Source organism: Sporolactobacillus shoreae, assembly GCF_004684935.1.
Taxonomy (GTDB): Bacteria; Bacillota; Bacilli; order Bacillales; family Sporolactobacillaceae; genus Sporolactobacillus; species Sporolactobacillus shoreae.
Map to the genome: position 1 here is coordinate 1 of NZ_SRJD01000002.1, position 21,351 is coordinate 21,351.

The window sequence follows — 21,351 nt, forward strand, 5'->3', positions numbered from 1 at the left end:
AACGACCAATTTGGCGACATATTCTCGGTACTCCGAATCAAAAGCCATTTTCGAACACGCCCTTTTTTAGGATAGTACAATCATATGGGATCCCATTCTGACGTGTCCACTTAAAAGACTAACTCCTGTAAAGCACGGAAAGCGGCTGGTAAAGCACGGAAAGCGGCTGGTAAAGCACGGAAAGCGGCTGGTAAAGCACGGAAAGCGGCTGGTAAAGCGCGGAAATCCCGCTGATAGCACGCATTTGCATCCAGCATTTTTGCCCGCTCTCCGTACAAACACTTCAAATAGAAAAATTTTTCACCTAAACCAATGGAACAGTCTGTAAAAAAAGCCCTTGTTCTCCGCTTTTTTCGGTTTTACCGTATTTTCCGTTGTTTCACTGCAGTAAGCAGTCGGCTGCGTGCCTTTGACAAAATAGGTCGGGCGTCCCGGGCATCCATTGCCCGCAAGCAGCCCGGTTTTCGGATCCATGCTGACACTGATCACACCCTCCGGTGGCTTAAACTGGTTTTCCGGCATGCCGTCGAGGGCGGATTCCATAAAATGGGACCAGATGTCCTTCGCGTATCCGGTTTCTGGAAAAGTGCTGATTGTCTCACCCTTGTCATAACCGACCCAGACGGTGGCGACGAGATCAGGAGTAAATCCCGACATCCAGCTGTCGGTCGGTGTTGATCCGGTTTTGGCGGCGATTTTATGTGTCAGCCGTTCGGAGACCTGAGCACCGGTCACTTTTGTATAGCCGTCAAGCCTTTTATCGAAAATGCCGGTCATCATTTGCGATAGTACGAACGAAGCATCCTTGTTCATCACCTGTTTTTTTTGCGGTGACCACTCATACAGCACATGCCCTGCCTGATCTGTTACTTTGGTAATCAGATCGGGCTGAACTCTTTCGCCTTCGTTTGCCAGAGTGGCGTAGCCCCGCGCCATTTCAAGAACGCTGACCGGTTCGGATCCAAGTGCCAGCGAGGGAACCGGGGCGAGTGGACTCGTGATTCCTGCCTCCCGGGCGGCATTGACCAGCTTGTCCATGCCGATGGCCAGATGCGTTTTAACGGCGAAAATATTGTCGGAAAGGGCGAGTGCCTGTTCCATAGTGATCGGCTTGTCCGCATAGTAGCCGCCGAAGTTGTTCGGCGTGTAAGTTTTTTTCCCGTCATCAAAAGTGAAAACGGTCGGCGTGCTTTTGAGCTGCGTTGCCGGAGTAAATCCGTTTCTAAGCGCCGCATAATAGAGAAAAGGCTTGAAGGCGGAACCGGGCGCGCGCTTTGCTGAGACCGCCCGGTTGAATGTGCTGCTCTGATAATTACGGCCGCCGACCATGGCCACTACGCCGCCGGTTTTCGGATCAATAGCGACAAGCGCGGTCTGTATTTTTGAATTCGCCGGAATCGTCTTTTGTACCCAATATTCAGCGGCCTGCTGCGATTCCGCGTCGAGCGTTGTGTAGACTTTCAGACCTCCCGATTCCAGCTCTTTAGCAGTTAGATGCAGTCGGCCGGTCAGTTCCTGTCGGACGGCGTCTTGAAAATAGGGGGCGGTCCGCTGTACTGTTTTCTCTTTGTGGGCGAGTGCGAGTGGTTCCCGGTAAGCGGCATCGGCGCGACTTTTTGTAAGAAAACCGCTGGCAACCATTGTATCCAGAACGACACGTTGTCTTTTTTTTGCTTCATTGTAATTCAAGAGCGGAGAATAGATACTCGGCCCATTCGGAATTCCAGCAAGCATGCTGGATTCTGCCAGTGTCAGATCGTCTGCGTCCTTATTAAAATAGGTTTTTGCTGCGGCCTCGATGCCGTACGCACCGTGACCGTAATAGATCGTGTTCAGGTAGCCCTCAAGGATGTCTTTCTTTGATTCGTTCATTTCCAGACGAATGGTATAAAACACTTCAGTAGCTTTGCGCATCCATGTTTTATCATTGGTTAAAAATAAATTTTTCGCGTATTGCATTGTGATTGTGCTCGCACCCTCAGCCTTGGAAAAACTTCGTAGATCAGCAATAGCCGAACCCGCAATGCGGCGGAGATCAAAACCGTGGTGCTGAAAGAAGCGCCGGTCCTCGATCGCAAGCGTAGCCAGCTTAATAGAAGGGGCCATGTGGTTGATCGCAACCCATTGCTGGCTCTTTGTCTCCCATTTTCCGATCAGCTTCCCTCGGCTGTCGTAAAACAGCGCTGGTCGCGCATCCGGAATGTCCATCGGTCCGGCCAGCTTTGCAGCCAGAAAAATCGCGCATATGAAAAGAAGCAGCGAGCCAAAAAAAACAGCGCTGATCCGCGTCAGCCAGAAAAAAAAGAACCTTTTTCTATTTCTCGCATGTGCGCTATGATACATAGTCAAAGAACCTCCCAAACGAAAAAACGATCTTCCCCGCTCAATCCGTTTCAAATATCTTTTCCGGACATCTTATTTTTCCAATAGTATGCTTCAGTGTTGAGAGATCTAAACGTGGCCGGAAAGGCTAATCTCCCCCTTTTTGGTCAAAGATAGAAAAAATAGCGTTTTAACAAAAAAAGATACTCAGAACCTTGCCCGATGACAGTCATTATTTTATAGTAGTAGAAGTATGGAAAATTGCGCCGAATCGGATGGCGGACTGGAGGCGGGCTCGTGGAGACACATGATATTAATCTTGTTTTTACGAGCCGGACGGAAAATGAAGGTCTGCCGGAAGCGGACGGTGAAACGCGGTCCGTGCTTCAGGGCCGGCTGGCTGAAGGTGCCGGCGGTCTTTATCTTTTTTTCAGCGACAGAATTGAGCATTCGGGAAAAGCGAATTACACAATAAAAATCGGAGATGGTGAAGCGCTGCTCCGGCGTGCGGGAGATCTCCCTCTGAGACAGCCGCTTTTTCTCGGAAAAAGGATGACCGGGAGTTGTGAATTGCCCATTGGTCAGGTGACGACCGAAGCCACGGCGGAAAAAATCGAAGCCGCGTGGGACCGCAAAAGCGGGTCGGGTGCGGCAAAACTGGTCTACGAATTAAAACTTCAGGGGCAGTTCGCCGGGAAATTTTATTTGGATTTCCGATATGATCTGAAACACAAGAAAAATTAAGCTTGTTTCAATAAATTGCGACAGGTTTGAAGGTAATTTGGAGGTTAAAAGATGACGATTGTCGAGCAAGTCAAGCAGCAATTAAAGGAAGAAATCAAGCACGCTGTGGTCAAAGCCGGGCTGGCTGAGCCAGAGCAAGTACCTGAAGTCGTACTTGAAGCGCCAAAGGATAAAGCGCACGGCGACTTCGCAGCGAACATGGCGATGCAGCTGGCGCGGATTGCGAAAAAAGCGCCGCGTAAAATCGCGGAAGAGTTGGTCGCGAACTTTGACAAGAAAAAAGGCCACATTCGCGAAATCGAGATTGCCGGGCCGGGCTTTATTAATTTTTTTCTGGATAATCAGTATCTGACTGACCTGATTCCTGCGATTCTCGAAGCCGGCGACGCCTATGGGGCTTCCGAAGCCGGGGCGGGCAAGAAAATTCTTGTCGAATTTGTCTCCGCCAACCCGACCGGAAGCCTGCACCTCGGCCACGCGCGCGGCGCGGCGGTTGGTGATACACTGTGCAAACTGCTGAACAAGGCGGGTTATCAAGCGAGCGCAGAATATTATATCAACGATGGTGGTAATCAGATTAGCAATCTGGCCGTTTCATTGGAAGCCCGCTACCGCCAGAAACTGGGCGCGGAAGCGGAAATTCCTGAAAATGGCTATCATGGCAAAGACATCATTGAGCTGGCCAAACAATTGGTCGCGCAGTACGGTGACTCGATCATCAGTAAACCTGAAGAAGAGCGCCTGCGCTTCTTCCGCAACTTCGGTGTCGAACATCTGATGCACGGCATCAAAACAGATCTGGCCGACTTCCGTGTCACTTTCGACCGCTGGTACTCAGAGCTTTCACTTTATGAGACGCACAAGGTTGAGGCGGCGCTCCAAGTACTGAAGGACAAGGGCGAAACATACGAAAAAGACAGCGCACTCTGGCTGAAAACGTCGGAATATGGTGATGACAAGGACCGTGTGCTCATCAAGACGGATGGTTCGTACACCTATTTCACTCCGGATATTTCCTACCATAAAGATAAATTCGACCGCGGCTTTGATCAGCTGATCGACGTACTTGGAGCAGACCACCATGGCTATGTGCCCAGAATGAAAGCGGCGATGCAGGCGCTCGGCTACAATCCGGATGACCTGACCGTTCAGATTATCCAGCTCGTGAATCTGTTCAAGGACGGGGAAAAAGTCAAAATGAGCAAGCGGACCGGGAAGGCGGTCACGATGCGCGAACTGATGGAGGATGTCGGCGTTGATGCGGCGCGCTATTTCTTCGCTATGCGCAGCTCGGACAGCCATCTGGATTTTGATCTCGATCTCGCGATTTCTCATTCCAATGAAAATCCGGTCTACTATGTTCAGTACGCCTACGCGCGGATTACGAGTATGCTGAAAAAGGCTGAGGATCTCGAATCGGATCAAACGGTTGCACCGGATCTGAGCCTGCTGACCGGCGAAAAAGAAATCGACCTTTTGAAGAAACTCGGAAATTTCCCGGCAATTGTCGCCGACAGCGCCGCCAAACTGGCGATTCAGCACATTCCGTCCTACCTGTTTGATCTGGCTTCGAGTCTGCACAGCTTTTACAACGCGGAAAAAGTGCTCGATGAAGGCAACATACCGCTTAGCAAAGCCCGCGTCGCGCTGATGAAAGCCGTACGGATCACACTGAAGAACGGCATGGACCTGATCGGCGTCCACGCTCCTGAAAAAATGTAAAAAAGAAGACCAAGAACGGCTCCGTGCAGGGGTCGTTTTTTAGTGTCTGAGAAATTATAAAAATCAATCTGTAGGGCTCTCCTAAGGGGCTCACAGAAACAAACTGAACCAGCTGGCACAGACCGTTTTCAGTTTTTCATACGGGGTCCGCTTTGCAATTTTTTCAGCATTTACGGGCACGGAGTTTTCGCGGATTTCTTTGTGAAGCTGATCAAGCACCTCCCGGATCAGCTCTTTGTCTTCGGAGAAGCCACTGAGTTCATCGTTCCAGAAAAAGCTGCGCTGATCAAAGTTGGCAGTTCCGATGTAACAGAGGCTTTGGTCAATGACAAAAACCTTTGAATGATAAAAACCCTGGTATAAGTGGTACAACCGCGCCCCTTTTTCGACAAGCGGCTTGAGGTAAAAAAACGACGCGGGTCTAACCAGAGCATGATCTTTTTTCATCGGAAGCAGGAAGGTCAATTGAACCCCATGTTCAAGCCGGTCCAGCATGATATTCATCAACTTCCGGGTCGGGATGAAATAGGGCGAGCCGATTATGATTGAGGATTGGGCAGTCCGCAGCTTTTCGGCAAAAAGATCTTCCACTTGTTTGCCGCTCGATCCTGTTAAGGTCAGCCTGGCCGTTCCCTTTTCAAGAGATGGGTAAAATCCCTCCTGATCCGGAGTCTCGCCCGTAGCCAGCTGCCAGTCGAACAGAAAAAGGCGCTGCATTTCAGTGACGCTTTCTCCTTCTACTTTGAGATGATTGTCATGCCAGGAGCCCATTTCAGGTTTATTGCCAATATAATCGCGGCTGACATTGAATCCGCCGAAGTAACCCGTTTTTCCGTCGATGACAGTGATTTTCCGGTGATTTCGTCGGTTCATATAATAAAAGGTGAAAGGGAAACCGACCTTGCCCGAAAAAGCGAGCTGCACGCCCGCCCGTGCCAGCTCATCTTCCTTCTTTTTCATGCCACCGGCACCTAATGAGTCCAGCAAGAGACGTACCTCCACACCTTCAGCTGCTTTCTTTTTCAGAAGCTCCAGCCATTCACGGCCGACTTCATCGGCCTCGAAAATAAAAAAAGACAGATGGATATGGCTCTTCGCCTGGCTGATGCTACGAAGCATATCACTGAAGAGATCACGGCCGTCCGTAAAATAGTGGAGCCGGTTCAGGCCGGGGACGGTCGGGTATTCAGGCAGATCCGGATGCCGCATCTTGATGCCGGTGAAAATATCGAGCAGGATACCGGCGGCAAGTATTATAACGATAAGTACAAGAACGAATACAATCGTAAGTAGCACCATAAAGGTGAAAATCCCCCTGTCCTCAATTCATCAAAATAAAACGACGGATTTTAAATGTCTCTTTTTAATATATCCCAATTTTCCAGATGTATCGACAAAATTTGAGGAGTCGTGCTAACTCTCACAAAGGCCGGCCCGGGTGAAAATTAGGATCCGTTTTTAGGGTGAAACTGCCTCACTTATTTTTTTGTGTGAATACTTGATTTTAGGATCAGAACCGATTATTGTAGTTATTGTATAACCTGCAATGAGCCCGGCTATGCTCTTTTTTAATGCGCGGTGAGAACCGCCGCCGGATATTGGACGGACGGAAGAACGGCCGCACGATGTGAAACGGCTCACTGAAAGGGTCATTGATGAAGGAAAGGGTGTTACCATTGACAGAACATGTACTCGAGAAGTCAAGAGTGAATCAATTGTATGATATATTACTGAGCAGCAACAAAGAACCGAAAGATTTTTACGCGCTGGCAGATCAGGTTTTCAAAGATGGGGAAATTGAGGCAGACAATGGTGAAACCATCGCACGGCTTTACACAACACTTTCACTTGACGGACGTTTTCTGAATGTCGGCCATAATCTCTGGGCGCTGCGTAACTGGTATCCTCTGGACCAACGCGAAGACGATGTCGCCAAAACACTTGGCGATGCACAGCATTCCAAAAATAAGATTGCTGAGGATGGCTTTGACGATTACGATGATTCGGATGAAGACATCGATGAAGATGAAACCGAAGAAGATCTGACCGATGACTCAAGTGAAGATGATTACGACGATCATGATGATGATGATGTGCAGCGGATCAGAAGAAGCGCCGGAATAGATGACGAAGAAGAATGAGAAAAGCGGACCGGGCGGATGGGATCATTGTCCGCCTGTTTTGTCGCCTTTCAGACCTCTTAAGGATTGGCCCAAAAGCGCTCTTGATTCGGGTCATTAAGTCTGTTAGAATTGCAAAGGGCGCAATAGAAACGTTAATGAAGAGAAAAGCGGGGCCCTCCGGAAGAGGAGCGGTGTCGCTTTTATTTTTTATATTTTTTTTGCACTATAGGGAAGTAAAAATTTAAAGGATTATAGTGTAAGGGCAACTAAGGCTCAGCCTGCGCCAAAGGCTTGGTTTTGCCAAGTTTTCTTTATGAGAAGGGGGAAACGTGAAGCATGACGAAATATATTTTTGTAACCGGCGGTGTCGTATCGTCGCTCGGAAAGGGGATTACCGCGGCTTCTCTTGGGCGGCTGCTGAAAAACAGAGGGCTTAAGGTAACCATTCAGAAGTTTGATCCATACATTAACGTGGATCCGGGGACAATGAGTCCTTATCAGCACGGGGAAGTTTTCGTGACGGATGACGGGGCGGAAACCGATCTCGATCTGGGCCACTATGAGCGGTTTATTGATATTAATCTGAACAAGAACAGTAACGTGACAACAGGAAAAATTTATTCATCCGTGCTGAAAAAGGAGCGCCGCGGCGATTACCTTGGCAGAACGGTACAAGTCATCCCCCATATTACAAATGAAATCAAGGATCGGGTGTTCCGGGCAGGAAAAACGACCGGCGCTGATGTGGTGATTACGGAAATCGGCGGTACAGTCGGTGACATTGAAAGCTTGCCGTTCCTCGAAGCGATTCGTCAGATTAAGAGTGATGTCGGCCTGGACAATGTGCTGTATATCCACTGTACGCTGATCCCTTATATCAAGGCTGCCGGCGAGATGAAAACGAAACCGACGCAACACAGCGTCAAGGAACTGCGCAGCCTGGGCATCCAACCGAACGTTATCGTTGTACGGACGGAACAACCTGTGACTCAGGAAATGAAGGATAAAATTGCGCTGTTCTGCGATATCGACAAAAAAGCGGTAATCGAAGCGCGTGATGCGGAAACTCTGTATCAGGTGCCGCTACAGCTCCAGGCCCAGCATCTGGACGACATTGTCTGTGAGAAGCTGGATCTGCCGGATGGCGAAGCGAACATGAGCGAGTGGCACGATCTGGTGGACAAGGTCCTGCATCCCAAACGTGAGATAAAAATTGGTCTGGTCGGAAAATACGTGGAACTCAAAGACGCCTATATCTCAGTTGTTGAATCGCTCAAACACGGTGGTTATAACTACGGTGCGGAGGTTGATGTCCAATACATAAATTCCGAGGATATTCTTCCGGAAAATGTGGACAGCTATCTGAAGGATGTACAGGGCATCATCGTTCCCGGGGGCTTCGGCGACCGAGGCATCGAAGGCAAAATTCTGGCGATTCAGTATGCACGCGAGAACAAAGTACCGTTCTTCGGCATTTGCCTTGGCATGCAGCTGGCTTCGATCGAATTTGCCCGACATGTGCTCGGCCTCTCAGGTGCCGATTCCACTGAATTTGATCAGAAAGCCAAGGATCCAATCATTGATCTGCTGCCCGAGCAGCAGGATGTTGAGGATCTGGGCGGCACGCAGCGGCTCGGCCTTTATCCGTGCAAGATTGTCAAAGACACCAAGGCAGCCGAAGCCTACGGCAAAGAAATTATTTACCAGCGCCATCGTCACCGCTATGAATTCAACAACCAGTATCGTAAAGCCATGACGGAAAAAGGGCTGACATTCTCAGGCGTTAGCCCGGACAACCGACTGGTTGAAATGATCGAACTGGAAGACCATCCGTGGTTTGTCGCCTGCCAGTTCCATCCTGAATTCAAGTCGCGTCCGACACGGCCGGAGCCGTTATTCCGCGACTTCATCCACGCATCGCTGGAAAATAAAAAATAATAAGCCCATTAAAAACTGTCCTTAAGCCTATGTAATCGGCTGACGGGCAGCTTTTTTAATCGCGCCAAAAAAAGTCGGGAAAACATCTCGTAAAATCAAGAATTAAAAGAAGGTAAATCATCCCATACCGGCGAATTTTATTAATGGATTATTGATTCATGTTCCGAGAGAGGGGAATAAGATGGCCGTAAGTGATACTAAAACATTGGGGCGGATCATGGTTGTGGACGACCAGGCCGGTATCCGTCTGTTGCTTAATGAAATTCTGAAGGGTGAAGGTTATGTCCCTTTTCTCGCAGCGAATGGCGGCCAGGCGCTGAAGCTGATTCAGGAAGAGGATATAGTGCTTGTCCTTCTCGATATGAGAATCCCCGGAATGGCGGGGACGGAAATTCTGAAGAAAATAAAAGAACTCAAGCCAGATATTAAAGTCATGATAATGACAGCCTACGAGGACAACGAGATGATGCGGGATGCAATGCAGAATGGGGCCATCGCCTGTTTTTCCAAACCGTTTGATATTGCGGAACTTGTCACCGCGATAAAAAAAGAAGTGGTGTAAGTACGGCTCTGCCGGATGCGGTCAGGCGTCCGCAGACATCTGTTGTTTTTTTTTATGTTATAATAATTAACGACAAGCAGTATATATCGTGTTTTTTTGAGCTGGGACACGGTTTTGCGCCTTTCGTCCGATAATGGATCTTCTTTCAGAAAATTTCAACAGGACATAGGCAGCCTTTTATATTCATACATATTTAAACCGTGAGTCCGGCTTGGAAGATCTCATAGCCAAAATTGGCACATGCCCATATAAGCGACTGAAAAGGAAGTTTTATGAACATGGAAAAATTATTGATTGAAGGCGGACACCGCTTGGGTGGCACCGTCCAGATAAGCGGGGCGAAAAACAGTGCGGTCGCGCTGATTCCGGCGACGATCCTTGCTGACTCCCCGGTAACGATCGATCAGCTCCCTGATATTTCAGATGTCCGCACACTTTGCAAACTGCTGCAGGAAATCGGTGGCAAAATTACCTTTCATGACAATACCATTGTGGTTGATCCGAGAGAAATGGTGGACATGCCGCTTCCGAACGGTTCCGTCAAGAAACTGCGCGCTTCCTACTATATGATGGGCGCGATGCTCGGCCGATTTCATCAGGCAGTGATCGGGCTCCCGGGCGGGTGTAATCTCGGCCCGCGGCCGATCGACCAGCACATCAAGGGCTTCGAAGCGCTTGGAGCCCGTGTCACCAATGAACGCGGAGCGATTTACCTTCGTGCGGAAAGGCTTCACGGCGCGCGCATTTATCTGGACGTCGTCAGTGTCGGCGCAACGATCAACATCCTGCTCGCCGCAGTAAGGGCCGAGGGGCAGACGGTGATCGAGAACGCGGCTAAGGAGCCGGAAATCATTGACGTGGTTACCCTCCTGACAAGTATGGGCGCGAAAATCAAAGGCGCCGGTACCGACGTAATACGTGTTGATGGCGTTCAGGAGCTGCACGGGTGCCGCCACATGATTATCCCAGACCGGATTGAGGCGGGCACGTTTATGATTATCGGTGCGGCCGAGGGGCGTGAACTGCTGATTGACAACGTGATTCCTCAGCATCTGGAATCTCTGACAGCAAAGTTGCGTGAAATGGGCGCTGATGTTCAGACAGGCGAGGATCAGATGCTTGTCTCCAAATGCACCGGTCAATTAAAAAGCGTTGATGTCAAAACGCTTGTCTATCCTGGATTCCCGACCGACCTTCAGCAGCCGCTGACCAGCCTGTTGACTCAGGCGGCAGGTACGAGCATCATCACCGACACGATCTACAGCGCACGTTTCAAACATATTGATGAGTTGCGCCGGATGGGTGCTGAGGTAAAAGTCGAGGGACGTTCGGCAATATTGGGCGGATCATCGCATCTCGAAGGGGCCAGAGTCCGGGCGACCGACCTTCGCGCCGGGGCTTCTCTGGTTATCGCCGGACTGATCGCACGTGGTGTCACGGAAATCACCGGTGTGGAACACATCGACCGTGGCTATGACCATCTGATGGAGAAACTCAGCGGCATCGGTGCACATGTCTGGCGCGAGCAGGCTGAAGAAGCCGAAACCCGCGAAAATCTCAGGGAACAGGAATAAGTGTACGAAGAGTGTTAAAACAGGATGGTTTCTTAATCCTGTTTTTTTTGCAATAGGCTGATTTTAAATTTAATGTTGTTTTTGCTCCTTCGTTGATTGGAGCGAAAAACAACAGGCAAGTGTAGCAAAGCCTTGCAATAAGAAAGTTTAATAGACAGGAATGTCCTTTCTATGCAAATCGGACTAAGTATATTTAACTGAATTTTTACGAAGATAACCTTCCACATTGGTGTGCTTTTTTGTATATTTAAAGTGTTGCATTTATTTATACAAAAATTGGAGATGTAAAAATGAAGTGTCCGAATTGTGGAACTGAAATTGATGCCGACAGCCGTTTCTGTACGAACTGCGGCGCATCAATCATTGGTGCAGCACAGTCTGCACCCGCGTCCGATCCGGAAGCCGGTACGGGTGGTGCCCCATTTTCCAGCCAGCCGGCTCCTTCCGCGTCAAGAGATCAATTAAATGCTACGGCGGAAAAAGGAAAACAAGTGGCTGCCGGTTACTGGGGTTTCCTAGTCCGTACTTTGAAGCATCCGATTCAGGCTTCTTATGAGGAAACGAGTAAAATCTACGGGTATATCAGCATAGGACTGGCATCGTTCTTTTTAGCACTGGGGTTTGCGCTGATGATGCATAACGTGGTTTCCGCGGTAACAGGATTTTATTCATCTGATGTACCCGCTCCCAGTATGGTCGGTCCGTTCTTTGGAATATTCTTTTCCTTGGCTATTCTTTTCCTTCTTGTGGCTGTTATTACATATGCCGTTGTGCACCTGGCTTATAAAGCGGCGACTCCGTTTCATGTCTTTATTTCTCAGTATGCGGGTCAGGCGACACTCGGCGTATTTGCATCGGCGCTTTTTTTCCTATTCGAACTAGTGAAACTCAATAACTTTCTGACAGCCATTCTGCTTGTCTTGGGCATCGGATTGTTTTATCAACCCTTTGCTTCAATCATTTTTACGTATAAAAATAACGGCACCTTCGACAGACTTTACACCTATCTGATCACAACTGTCGTTGTCGGTATCGCCCAGTCCATTTTTATTTCAGTGGTTGCCCTGTCGCTTTTGTCACAAATAGTGTCAGAGCTGCAGGGACTGTTCGGCAGCAACCCGTTTGGCGGTTATTAAACCGTAATAAGAACTGATGAAAGAGAAAGTGGTCCCGGAGACGGGGCCTCTTTTCTTTTGAAATGTTGAAGCCACTATCCAGTATACTGTCTCAGCAACACCTCAATGACACAGGATCAATGATTAGAAACCGGGCTTGCCCAGCTTTTCTTAGTAAAAACGGTAATTCAGCAAAAAAAGGATTTTTTGCAGTTTCTCGCCTGTTTTTTTGAAATTTTGTTCTAATAGTTGATAAAATGGGCATAATGTGCTAAAAAGAAAATAGGTTATATGATGATATCGAACGTTTAAGCTCTTGGAACAAACCCCGCCCAATATGTTTGGCTGGATCACTCCGGCCGGATAACCCCTATGAATGATGGCGGGGTGTGGACTCGGATGAAAAATGTCCTTTTTCCTCTCCAGGCACGTGTCCGTGCTAAATTCCGGAAACCGAAAGCAAAATGTACAATTGAATGACTCAGCGTGCCCCATTCTTGCGTCGGAAGCCGAAATGGAATCTTCCTATCTTTTTTCGTTCACCTGATCAAAATTATCGTAAAAATAATGCAAAATTGAAGAAATGTGGTGTGGCAATGCCAATAACATTAGCAGAATTAGAGAATATGAAACTCAAAGATCTCTATGAGCATGCTAAAGAGTACAAAGTATCTTATTACAGCAAACTGACAAAGCGGGAACTTATTTTTTCAATCCTGAAAAAGCAGGCGGAGCAGGATGGCCTTTCGTTAATGGAAGGCGTTCTGGAAATCATTCCGACTGAAGGGTTTGGATTTTTGCGTCCGATCAATTATTCGCCGAGCTCGGAGGATATTTATATTTCCGCGTCGCAGATCCGCAGATTTGACCTGCGTAACGGCGACAAAGTCACCGGGAAAGTGCGTCCGCCGAAGGAAAATGAGCGATATTTCGGATTACTCAGAGTGGAAGCGGTCAACGGAGTGAATCCGGATACGGCCAAAGAACGGGTGCATTTTCCGGCGCTGACGCCTCTGTATCCAAACCGCCATATGGTTCTGGAAACTGAAAAAGAGAACCTTTCGACACGTATTATCGATATGATCTCGCCGGTCGGCTTCGGACAGCGCGGTCTGATTGTCGCTCCGCCGAAAGCAGGAAAAACGACACTTCTTAAGGAAATTGCGAACAGCATCAGCGTCAATTATCCCGATGCCGACCTGATCGTCTTGCTTGTCGATGAACGTCCTGAAGAAGTGACAGACATTGAACGTTCAGTAAAAGGGGACGTCGTCAGCTCAACTTTTGATGAAGTTCCGGAGAACCACGTGAAAGTCTCTGAACTGGTGCTTGAACGGGCGATGCGTCTTGTCGAGCAGAAGCGCGACGTGATCATCCTGATGGACAGCATCACCCGGCTCGCCCGCGCCTACAACCTGGTCATTCCGCCAAGCGGACGCACACTTTCCGGAGGTATTGACCCGGCCGCTCTTCACAAGCCGAAGAAATTCTTCGGCGCGGCGCGAAATATCGAGGAAGGCGGTAGCCTGACGATCTTGGCCACCGCGCTGGTCGACACCGGCTCACGTATGGACGATGTCATTTATGAGGAGTTCAAGGGTACAGGTAACATGGAACTGCACCTTGACCGCCGGCTGGCCGAACGTCGCATTTTTCCTGCGATCGACATTCGCCGCTCTGGAACACGTAAGGAAGAACTGCTCGTCAACGCCGATCACCTCGACAAACTGTGGACGATGCGTAAGACAATGGATGAATCCGCGGAATTTGTGGAATCCTTTTATAAAAGGATCCGTGAAACAAAATCCAATCAGGAATTCTTCGACCTGTTTGACAAGGAGAAAAACGGGCTGATTCAGGCGCAGCATTAAGCAGCTGATCAGCTTGCAAATTGCCTTCTTGCTTGATATAATACTCGTTGTGCGTTATGCTATCAAACTCTGGTTTGAGAGAATAATCAGGGCGCAAAGGAGATGAATGAAATGAAACCAGGTATCCATCCTGACTATCACAAAGTCGTATTTGTGGACGCAAGTACCGGTTTTAAGTTTTTGAGTGGTTCGACAAAGACTTCGAATCAGACGATCCAATGGGAAGACGGTAATGAATATCCGTTGATTTCCGTCGAAGTAAGTTCCGACTCACATCCATTCTACACGGGCCGTCAGAAATTTGCGGACAAAGGCGGACGTGTCGACCGGTTCAAACAGAAATACAACCTCAAATAAGGCTGTATTCAGAGGCTCGAAAAAAGAAACGGCACTTCCCGGCCACAGCGGTTGCTATCGCGTGTGTCAATCGGAATCAGCCGTTTTAATTTATGTTTTTTTTTTTAAGATAAAAGCGGCAGGCAGGGAGCTCCTGTCTGTTTTTCGTACATAAAAGAATTGCCCAAAACAGGGAGGAGTTGCCCCAAAATCCGGGGAAGTCACCCTGAAACGGAAGCAGCGCCAAATTGGGCAAAACTCGCACCGAATCGCAGCAATCGAATAAACCATTTTTGCATCTACAATAAGAAAGGAAAGATCCCATGGCACAGCTTTTTTTCAAATACGGCGCGATGAACAGCGGCAAATCGATCGAAATTATTAAAGTCGCACATAATTACGAAGAACAGGGGAAACCCGTTCTGCTGTTTACTTCCGGTATTGACGACCGGGATGAGGTCGGCTCCATCTCGAGCCGGATCGGATTCAAACGCTCCGCTATTCCTATTTTTAAAGAGACCAACATTTTCAACATCGTTGCCGACTATAAACCGAGGCCGCACTGTGTGCTGATCGACGAAGCCCAATTTCTCAGCAAGGAGCATGTGCTTCAACTTGCGAAAATTGTTGATGAATGCAAAATTCCGGTGATGGGCTTCGGTCTGAAAAATGATTTTCGTAACGAGCTTTTCGAAGGGAGCAAGTATCTGCTGCTCTATGCGGACAAAATCGAAGAAATGAAGACGATTTGCTGGTTCTGTGAAAAAAAAGCGACGATGAACCTGCGCATCGATAGTAACGGCAAACCGGTTTATTCCGGCGAACAGATTCAGATCGGCGGCAACGAGAGTTATTACCCGGTTTGCAGGCATTGCTACGACCATCCGCCGATCTGACCGGACCCGCGTTTTTTGACGCTTAAAACCGTTGTATCATATAATTAATGTGTAAAGCGTTTTCCCTGAATGGATGTGGTAGAAATCATGTTTGAACGTCTGCAGTCAATGGAGGAGCGTTATGAAAAACTGAATCAGCTCCTGGCCGATCCGGATGTCATCAGCGATCCGGCAAAACTGCGTGATTACTCAATAGAACAGTCCGATCTCCAGGAAACTGTAACAGTTTATAAAAAATACACGGAAACCGTGGACGAGCTCGCGGACGCCCGGACAATGCTCGGCGATCAGCTTGAGGATGCCATGAAACAGATGGTTCAGGATGAAATCATCCGCCTGGAAACTCAAAAATCCGATCTCGAGAATCAGCTAAAGCAGCTGCTCATTCCCAAAGATCCGAATGATGACCGGAATGTCATCGTTGAAATCCGCGGTGCGGCGGGCGGAGACGAGGCGGCCCTGTTCGCGGGCGACCTTTTTCGGATGTACTCCCGCTACGCCGAACAGCACGGCTGGAAAACGGAAATAATTGACGAAAGCCCGAATGAAATCGGCGGATATAAAGAAATTGTTTTCATGATTACCGGCAAAGGCGCGTACTCCAGGCTGAAGTTTGAAAGCGGTGCCTACCGCGTGCAGCGTGTACCGGAGACTGAAAACGGCGGGCGGATCCATTCATCGACCGCGACAGTTGCTGTATTGCCTGAAGCGAAAGATGTCGAAGTTGAACTTAATGAAAAAGACATCCGGGTCGATCGCTTTGCTTCAAGCGGCCCCGGCGGCCAGAGTGTCAACACGACGATGTCGGCGATCCGGCTGACGCACATCCCGACAGGCATCGTTGTTTCCTGCCAGGAAGAGCGCTCTCAGATCAAAAATAAGGAAAAAGCGATGAAAGTTTTGCGTGCACGCGTCTACGATAAATATCAGCGGGAAGCGCAGGAAAAATATGATTCAACCCGAAAATCGGCAGTCGGCACGGGCGACCGGTCCGAACGGATCCGTACCTACAATTTTCCACAGAACCGCGTGACAGATCACCGGATCGGACTTACCATTCATCAGTTGGACCAGGTTCTGGACGGCAAACTTGACGAAATCATTGACGCTCTGATTTTAAATGATCAGGCGAAAAAAATGGAACAGGCGGATGCCCGGTGACACTCAAAAGATTCGAAGCGCTCAGATGGGCATCTTCTTTTTTAAAAGAACATCATCGTGATGAAAATATCGGCGAAATCCTGCTTGAAAACCGGCTTCACCTTTCCAGAACAGATATGCTCATCGAAAACAGGGAACTGCTTACCCCTGAAGACGAGGAGTGGCTGAAGCAGCGGGTGACCGAACACGCGATAAAAGGCACCCCGGTTCAATACATGATCGGAGAAGCGCCATTTTACGGCAGGACTTTCAAGGTCACATCCGACGTACTCATCCCGCGTCAGGACACAGAAGAACTCGTTTATCGGTGCGAGAAGTGGACGGAACGCTATTTTCCGGCTGGGAAAAATCTGTCGGTCTGTGACATCGGAACCGGAAGCGGGGCGATTGCAATTACACTGGCGCTGGAACATCCGGAGTGGGATGTTACGGCGGTTGATCTTTCGCACCGGGCACTGGCGATTGCCAGAGAAAATGCGTCAGACCTAGGCGCAAAGGTTACCTTTAAGCAAGGTGATCTGCTTGAACCTTTAAAGAATGAGGCCTTCGATCTGCTCGTTTCCAATCCACCCTATATATCACGGCCCGAAATGGACGAACTGGGCGATACGGTAAAAAATTATGAGCCTCATCTCGCACTTTTTGGCGGTGATGACGGGCTTGATTTTTACCGAAAAATCATTCGGGAGCTGCCCGCGGTGCTCGGACCCATTCGGATGATCATCGCGTTTGAAATCGGTGCGGGTCAGGGGAACGCCGTCAGCGGGCTGATCCGGAGCGCATTCCCGGACCAGATCGAATCTTTGTCCGTCGAACAGGACATGGCCGGACTCGACCGGAACGTCATGGCCGTGCTCCGCAAGAAATAATTCATTTTTAATGTTTAGTTCCACCGTTTCCTGACCACAATGTCTGGTAAGGAGGCGGGCAAGGTGAAAAAAGTCTTAGCACTTATAATCATTTTATCTATTAATCTATTAGTTTTCTTTTTCTGGCAGAGCAGCACGACAAAAGCTGATGCACAGGGGCCAATTCCGGAGAATGCGATCCGGCTGAGAATTTTGGCGAACAGCGACACCCCGGCGGATCAGACGGTGAAACGTCAGGTCCGCGATGCGGTCAACAGCGACATCACGGGTTGGGTCCGGAATCTTAGAACACCAGCCGAGGCGGAAAAAGTGATCCGCACGCACATGCCGGAACTTCGACAAACAGTCGCACGGACGCTGCGCCGGCTTCACGCGGACGGCACTTTTAAAATCAGACTTGGACAGGCGGATTTTCCAACGAAAATGTACGGTAGTTATGTCTATCCGGCTGGAAGCTATCAGGCCCTTGTGATTTCTTTGGGGGATGGGAAGGGGGCGAACTGGTGGTGCGTTTTATTCCCGCCACTCTGTTTCCTTGACTTTTCAAACAGCGAAGCGGTCCGCAGCAACCCCACGGGTTCTGCGACACCGCAGCCCGCGGTTCAGCAGGCCACTCAGCAGGATCAAGAACAGAGCCAGGCGGCCCAACCTGATCCCGGCACGGGCAGATCAGTCGCTCAGCCGAAAAAACCACAGGACCAAGTGGAGGTACACCTCTTTGTTGTCGATTTTTTCTCGAAAATCTGGCATTCTGTGACAAAGTAAGTAGGCGGTTCTGTCGAATTGTAGACTAATAGGCTTGATTTCGGAAAATGGTGTATACTGAGAGTGTTGTGAAGACCGGCGGGACAGCCGGTCTTATTAGGCATGTCCAAGTCAATAGCTTATTTGAGTCGGCATGCGAAAAATCAGTCTGAACAGCAATTCTGGAATAAAGGGGATTTGATAATGATAGAGACTCAGCTGTGGCGGGTTGATCCTGAAGCCGCAGATCTCGAAAATGATCCGCAGATCAAAGCGGCGGCGAAGTGTCTCAGTGATGGCGAAATAGTCGCCTTTCCGACTGAGACGGTCTATGGACTGGGCGGCAACGCGAAATTCAACGACTCAGTCCGCAAGATTTATGAAGCGAAGGGGCGGCCAAGCGACAATCCGCTGATTGTCCACATAGCGACGATGGAACAAGTCCGTGAAATCTGCACGGAAATCAATCCGCTGGCAAAAAAATTGATGGACACGTTCTGGCCGGGGCCATTGACAATTATTCTTCCCTCGAGGGGCGAGGTTTCTGACGCTATGACCGCCGGCCTGTCAACTGTTTCGGTCCGGATGCCAAGCCATCCCGTAGCCCGCGCCCTGATCCTGGCATCCGGCCTTCCAATCGCGGCGCCTTCCGCAAACACTTCAGGGCATCCGAGCCCGACACAGGCGGATCACGTGCTTCACGACCTTTACGGGAAGATTGCCGGTATCGTTGACGGCGGCGAGACTGGTGTGGGTGTTGAATCGACGGTCATCGATGCCACGACAACGCCAATGACTATCCTTCGTCCGGGCGGCATCTCTCGGGAGCAACTTGAGGAAGTCATCGGTCCGGTTGCCGACGATCCCGGCCTGACGCGGCCCGACCAAGCGCCGAAAGCGCCGGGCATGAAGTACAAGCATTATGCGCCTGAAGCGACCATGTATCTCGTTCCCGCAGGCAAGACGCGTATTCAGGAACTGGTCGCGCATGAGAAAAACAGTGACCGTCGTGTCGGCGTCCTTACAACCGAGGAAAATAAAAAAGATTTTCCGCAGGCCGACGTTGTACTTACCTGCGGCAGGCGCAGCGAGCCGGAGAGTGTGGCGCACAACCTTTTCGCTGTGCTTCGCAACTTTGATTCACAGGATGTCGATGTCATCTACAGCGAAACCTTCGCGGAAACAGGCATCGGTCAAGCCATAATGAACCGTCTTTCCAAAGCTGCGGCCGGACGCGTCATTGAGTAAACGGACATATAGATTAATAAAACGTTTGATTAAATAATAAAGGCACCGATTTCTAAGTTTTAAAAGAAATCGGTGCTTTTTTATGGGTCAGCAGCACATTCAGAAATTCGGGGGAACTGCTGGAGTTTAGGCCCCGTTTCGGAAGTCTTTCGCTGGACTTACATTGAAAAATGTTTGTTTTATTCTTAAAAAATCCCCCGGGCACTTCAGCCTGGAGGAAATCATCTTTAATCAGCTTTCACTTTCAATAAATTGATCAATGAATTGCCTACGCTCACGAACAAAGGCGTCCTTATTGCGGTCTGGATGGATGGCATTGGTGAGCAGTATGAATGCATTGCGCTTCCGGATGTTGAGCAGCATGCTTGTTCCGGTAAAACCAGTATGGTAAAGCCACGTTTCACTGCCATGTTCTATAATCTGCCAGCCGAGTGACCGTTTGTCGTCCCCATCCCTGCGCCAGACTTTCTGCAGATCTAATAAAGAAGATTCATCCAAAACCGGGTTTTTATCGCTGATCAGCACTTCCGCAAAACATGTCAGATCATCGATGGTTGAAAAGAGTCCGGCACTTCCGGCCACTCCGCCGGTCAGCCAGGCTTTGGTGTCATTGACCTCCCCGCAAATCATTCCGCGTTCCTCCGACCAGGAAGTTGCAGCGCATCTTCCAGTGTCGGCCGGGAGGAAGCTGGTGGCAGACATGCCAGCGGGGGCGAAAACTTCTTTTTTTAAAAACTGTCTCAGATCGCCATGAATTTTCTCCAGAACAAATCCGAGAAGCAGGAAGCCAATGTCAGAGTAAACGATCTGCTCACCCCTCGGAGCAGTAGGCTTGACACTGAGTACAGCCTGACGGATGTTCCCTGGAGTGAGGTTGTGCTTGTTTTCTAGATCTGCCGGCAGACCTGATGTATGCGTGAGCAGGTCAAGCACAGTCAGATCGTGGTTCCGGTAATCCGGTAGCACATCATAGATTTTCGTGTTGAGGTTCAGGCTCCCCTGCTGAATGCAGATGAGTATACCGGGGATCGTCCCGACAACTTTGGTTAGCGACGCTAGGTCAAACAGGGTTTCACGCCGCATGGGCACTTTTTCGGGTTCGACCTGTGCCCAGCCGGCCGTTCCGGTCATTGATCTTCCGCTCATGATCAGACTCCAGCAGCCGCCCGGAACCGCTTTTTCTTCAATCAGCCGATTCAACCAGTCACGGATTTTTTTATTCCAGCATTCAATCGTGTAAGGCACGTCGCAGATTGTCCCCCGCTTCCTTAAGCCTTTTCTCAGCGGCCTCTTTATCGACGCCGGTAATTAATGCAACAATCGAGACCGGCACATTATATCCGCTTTCGATCAGAATCGCGCCAACTTCCTTTTCTGCAGCTCCCGTAATTTCCATGACAATCCGTTTCGCCCGTTCGCGCAGTTTGCCGTTCGTCGGCTGAACATTGACCATCAGGTTGCTGAACACCTTGTTGTCTTTGATCATGATTGCTGTCGACATCATGTTTAGAATCATTTTCTGAGCGGTACCTGATTTCATCCGTGTCGAGCCGGTGATGACCTCCGGGCCGACTTCGCAGACGATCGGACAGTCGGCAAGACTGTTCATTGAGCCTGCAGGATTGCAGGTTACAGAGACGGTGACAGCTCCAATGGAGCGTGCATAGTTCATGCCCCCGATCACATAAGGCGTCCTGCCACTTGCAGCTAGGCCAACGAGCACGTCCGCCGCGCTGAAATTAATGTTTTTCAGATCCTTTTCGCACAGCTCCGTATTATCCTCTGCACCTTCGACCGCGCGCCGCATCGCTTCCGGGCCGCCAGCGATCAGGCCGGTGATCCGTCCTTCTTCGATACCAAAGGTCGGCACACTTTCTGCGGCGTCAAGAAAACCTAGTCGCCCCGATGTCCCCGCTCCGACATAGACGATTCTGCCGCCTCTGATGAATTTTGTTGACATGGAATCGACAGCCTTTGTAATTTGGGGCAGAATTTTTGCCACAGCTTCCGCTACTTTGCCGTCCTCCCGGTTAATCATTTCCAGCATCTCAAAGGTCGGCACTGCGTCGATATTCATCGTATCGGGATTTCTTTGTTCCGTATCAATTTTAGAAAGATCCATCATA

General features: G+C 49.5%; 19 protein-coding genes. 14 read left to right on the forward strand and 5 right to left on the reverse strand.

The genetic code is table 11. The annotated features are described in order from the left end of the window. Window positions 1–118: 118 nt before the first annotated feature. Window positions 119–250 (reverse strand): hypothetical protein, encoded by a 132-nt coding sequence (locus E4665_RS18640; protein ID WP_277752199.1) that lies wholly within the window; start codon window positions 248–250, stop codon window positions 119–121. Window positions 251–300: 50 nt separating this feature from the next. Beyond that, a complete protein-coding gene (locus E4665_RS01915) occupies window positions 301–2,343 on the reverse strand; it encodes a transglycosylase domain-containing protein (RefSeq protein WP_135347125.1) in 2,043 nt (680 codons plus the stop codon). 276 nt (window positions 2,344–2,619) lie between these two features. Here E4665_RS01915 and E4665_RS01920 point away from each other — a divergent pair, with 276 nt between their 5' ends. Then, on the forward strand, window positions 2,620–3,066 hold the full coding sequence (locus E4665_RS01920) for a YwiB family protein (protein WP_135347126.1): 447 nt from the start codon (window positions 2,620–2,622) through the stop codon (window positions 3,064–3,066). Window positions 3,067–3,117: 51 nt separating this feature from the next. Beyond that, the gene (gene argS / locus E4665_RS01925) at window positions 3,118–4,788 is read left to right on the forward strand and encodes an arginine--tRNA ligase (protein ID WP_135347127.1); all 1,671 of its coding nucleotides are present in this window, start codon (window positions 3,118–3,120) and stop codon (window positions 4,786–4,788) included. A 90-nt stretch (window positions 4,789–4,878) separates the two neighbouring features. On the opposite strand, the gene E4665_RS01930 is transcribed toward argS, so the two are convergent. Continuing rightward, window positions 4,879–6,087, reverse strand: a complete 1,209-nt coding sequence (locus tag E4665_RS01930) for a phospholipase D-like domain-containing protein (RefSeq protein WP_135347128.1) — start codon at window positions 6,085–6,087, stop codon at window positions 4,879–4,881. Window positions 6,088–6,455: 368 nt separating this feature from the next. Between E4665_RS01930 and rpoE the strand changes: the two genes are divergently transcribed. The 12 genes from rpoE to E4665_RS01990 all read left to right on the forward strand — a co-directional run bounded on the left by rpoE (window position 6,456) and on the right by E4665_RS01990 (window position 19,225). Next, window positions 6,456–6,929: a DNA-directed RNA polymerase subunit delta gene (gene rpoE, locus E4665_RS01935; protein ID WP_241654615.1), complete on the forward strand. Its 474-nt coding sequence runs from the start codon at window positions 6,456–6,458 to the stop codon at window positions 6,927–6,929. Between the two features lie 318 nt (window positions 6,930–7,247). Beyond that, window positions 7,248–8,849, forward strand: coding sequence for a CTP synthase (locus E4665_RS01940; protein ID WP_135347130.1), 1,602 nt, complete (start codon window positions 7,248–7,250; stop codon window positions 8,847–8,849). Between the two features lie 181 nt (window positions 8,850–9,030). Then, window positions 9,031–9,411, forward strand: a complete 381-nt coding sequence (locus E4665_RS01945; RefSeq protein WP_135347131.1) for a response regulator — start codon at window positions 9,031–9,033, stop codon at window positions 9,409–9,411. A gap of 278 nt (window positions 9,412–9,689) precedes the next feature. Continuing rightward, window positions 9,690–10,985 (forward strand): UDP-N-acetylglucosamine 1-carboxyvinyltransferase, encoded by a 1,296-nt coding sequence (locus tag E4665_RS01950; protein ID WP_135347132.1) that lies wholly within the window; start codon window positions 9,690–9,692, stop codon window positions 10,983–10,985. Window positions 10,986–11,275: 290 nt separating this feature from the next. Next, a complete protein-coding gene (locus tag E4665_RS01955) occupies window positions 11,276–12,121 on the forward strand; it encodes a zinc ribbon domain-containing protein (RefSeq protein ID WP_135347133.1) in 846 nt (281 codons plus the stop codon). Between the two features lie 575 nt (window positions 12,122–12,696). After that, the gene (gene rho / locus E4665_RS01960; protein WP_135347134.1) at window positions 12,697–13,971 is read left to right on the forward strand and encodes a transcription termination factor Rho; all 1,275 of its coding nucleotides are present in this window, start codon (window positions 12,697–12,699) and stop codon (window positions 13,969–13,971) included. A gap of 111 nt (window positions 13,972–14,082) precedes the next feature. Continuing rightward, window positions 14,083–14,328: a type B 50S ribosomal protein L31 gene (locus E4665_RS01965; protein ID WP_135347135.1), complete on the forward strand. Its 246-nt coding sequence runs from the start codon at window positions 14,083–14,085 to the stop codon at window positions 14,326–14,328. Window positions 14,329–14,630: 302 nt separating this feature from the next. Then, window positions 14,631–15,203: a thymidine kinase gene (locus E4665_RS01970; protein ID WP_135347136.1), complete on the forward strand. Its 573-nt coding sequence runs from the start codon at window positions 14,631–14,633 to the stop codon at window positions 15,201–15,203. Between the two features lie 87 nt (window positions 15,204–15,290). Next, on the forward strand, window positions 15,291–16,364 hold the full coding sequence (gene prfA / locus E4665_RS01975; protein ID WP_135347137.1) for a peptide chain release factor 1: 1,074 nt from the start codon (window positions 15,291–15,293) through the stop codon (window positions 16,362–16,364). Further along, window positions 16,361–17,233 carry a peptide chain release factor N(5)-glutamine methyltransferase gene (gene prmC / locus E4665_RS01980; RefSeq protein ID WP_135347138.1) on the forward strand — a complete coding sequence of 291 codons (873 nt, stop codon included), beginning with the start codon at window positions 16,361–16,363 and terminating at the stop codon, window positions 17,231–17,233. The genes prfA and prmC overlap by 4 nt, the downstream gene beginning before the upstream one ends. 63 nt (window positions 17,234–17,296) lie before the next feature. Continuing rightward, on the forward strand, window positions 17,297–17,998 hold the full coding sequence (gene spoIIR / locus E4665_RS01985; protein ID WP_241654616.1) for a stage II sporulation protein R: 702 nt from the start codon (window positions 17,297–17,299) through the stop codon (window positions 17,996–17,998). Between the two features lie 183 nt (window positions 17,999–18,181). Continuing rightward, entirely contained in the window at window positions 18,182–19,225 is a 1,044-nt protein-coding gene (locus tag E4665_RS01990) for an L-threonylcarbamoyladenylate synthase (RefSeq protein WP_135347140.1), read from the forward strand. Window positions 19,226–19,456: 231 nt separating this feature from the next. Here the strand turns inward: E4665_RS01990 and E4665_RS01995 are convergent, their stop codons facing one another. Both E4665_RS01995 and murQ read right to left on the reverse strand, forming a co-directional pair. Next, window positions 19,457–20,470 carry a serine hydrolase domain-containing protein gene (locus E4665_RS01995; protein ID WP_167815076.1) on the reverse strand — a complete coding sequence of 338 codons (1,014 nt, stop codon included), beginning with the start codon at window positions 20,468–20,470 and terminating at the stop codon, window positions 19,457–19,459. Then, the gene (murQ, locus tag E4665_RS02000) at window positions 20,454–21,347 is read right to left on the reverse strand and encodes an N-acetylmuramic acid 6-phosphate etherase (protein ID WP_135347142.1); all 894 of its coding nucleotides are present in this window, start codon (window positions 21,345–21,347) and stop codon (window positions 20,454–20,456) included. The genes E4665_RS01995 and murQ overlap by 17 nt, the downstream gene beginning before the upstream one ends. Window positions 21,348–21,351 lie beyond the last annotated feature (4 nt).

Excerpts from the sequence above, each read along its gene's own strand:
- E4665_RS01950 (WP_135347132.1), top strand. The coding sequence starts at position 9,690 with ATGGAAAAATTATTGATTGAAGGCGGACACCGCTTGGGTGGCACCGTC.
- E4665_RS01940 (WP_135347130.1), top strand. The coding sequence starts at position 7,248 with ATGACGAAATATATTTTTGTAACCGGCGGTGTCGTATCGTCGCTCGGA.
- murQ (WP_135347142.1), bottom strand. The coding sequence starts at position 21,347 with ATGGATCTTTCTAAAATTGATACGGAACAAAGAAATCCCGATACGATG.
- rho (WP_135347134.1), top strand. The coding sequence starts at position 12,697 with ATGCCAATAACATTAGCAGAATTAGAGAATATGAAACTCAAAGATCTC.
- E4665_RS01970 (WP_135347136.1), top strand. The coding sequence starts at position 14,631 with ATGGCACAGCTTTTTTTCAAATACGGCGCGATGAACAGCGGCAAATCG.
- E4665_RS01945 (WP_135347131.1), top strand. The coding sequence starts at position 9,031 with ATGGCCGTAAGTGATACTAAAACATTGGGGCGGATCATGGTTGTGGAC.
- E4665_RS01965 (WP_135347135.1), top strand. The coding sequence starts at position 14,083 with ATGAAACCAGGTATCCATCCTGACTATCACAAAGTCGTATTTGTGGAC.
- E4665_RS01930 (WP_135347128.1), bottom strand. The coding sequence starts at position 6,087 with ATGGTGCTACTTACGATTGTATTCGTTCTTGTACTTATCGTTATAATA.
- E4665_RS01955 (WP_135347133.1), top strand. The coding sequence starts at position 11,276 with ATGAAGTGTCCGAATTGTGGAACTGAAATTGATGCCGACAGCCGTTTC.
- E4665_RS01990 (WP_135347140.1), top strand. The coding sequence starts at position 18,182 with ATGATAGAGACTCAGCTGTGGCGGGTTGATCCTGAAGCCGCAGATCTC.
- E4665_RS01915 (WP_135347125.1), bottom strand. The coding sequence starts at position 2,343 with ATGTATCATAGCGCACATGCGAGAAATAGAAAAAGGTTCTTTTTTTTC.
- prfA (WP_135347137.1), top strand. The coding sequence starts at position 15,291 with ATGTTTGAACGTCTGCAGTCAATGGAGGAGCGTTATGAAAAACTGAAT.
- E4665_RS18640 (WP_277752199.1), bottom strand. The coding sequence starts at position 250 with ATGCAAATGCGTGCTATCAGCGGGATTTCCGCGCTTTACCAGCCGCTT.
- argS (WP_135347127.1), top strand. The coding sequence starts at position 3,118 with ATGACGATTGTCGAGCAAGTCAAGCAGCAATTAAAGGAAGAAATCAAG.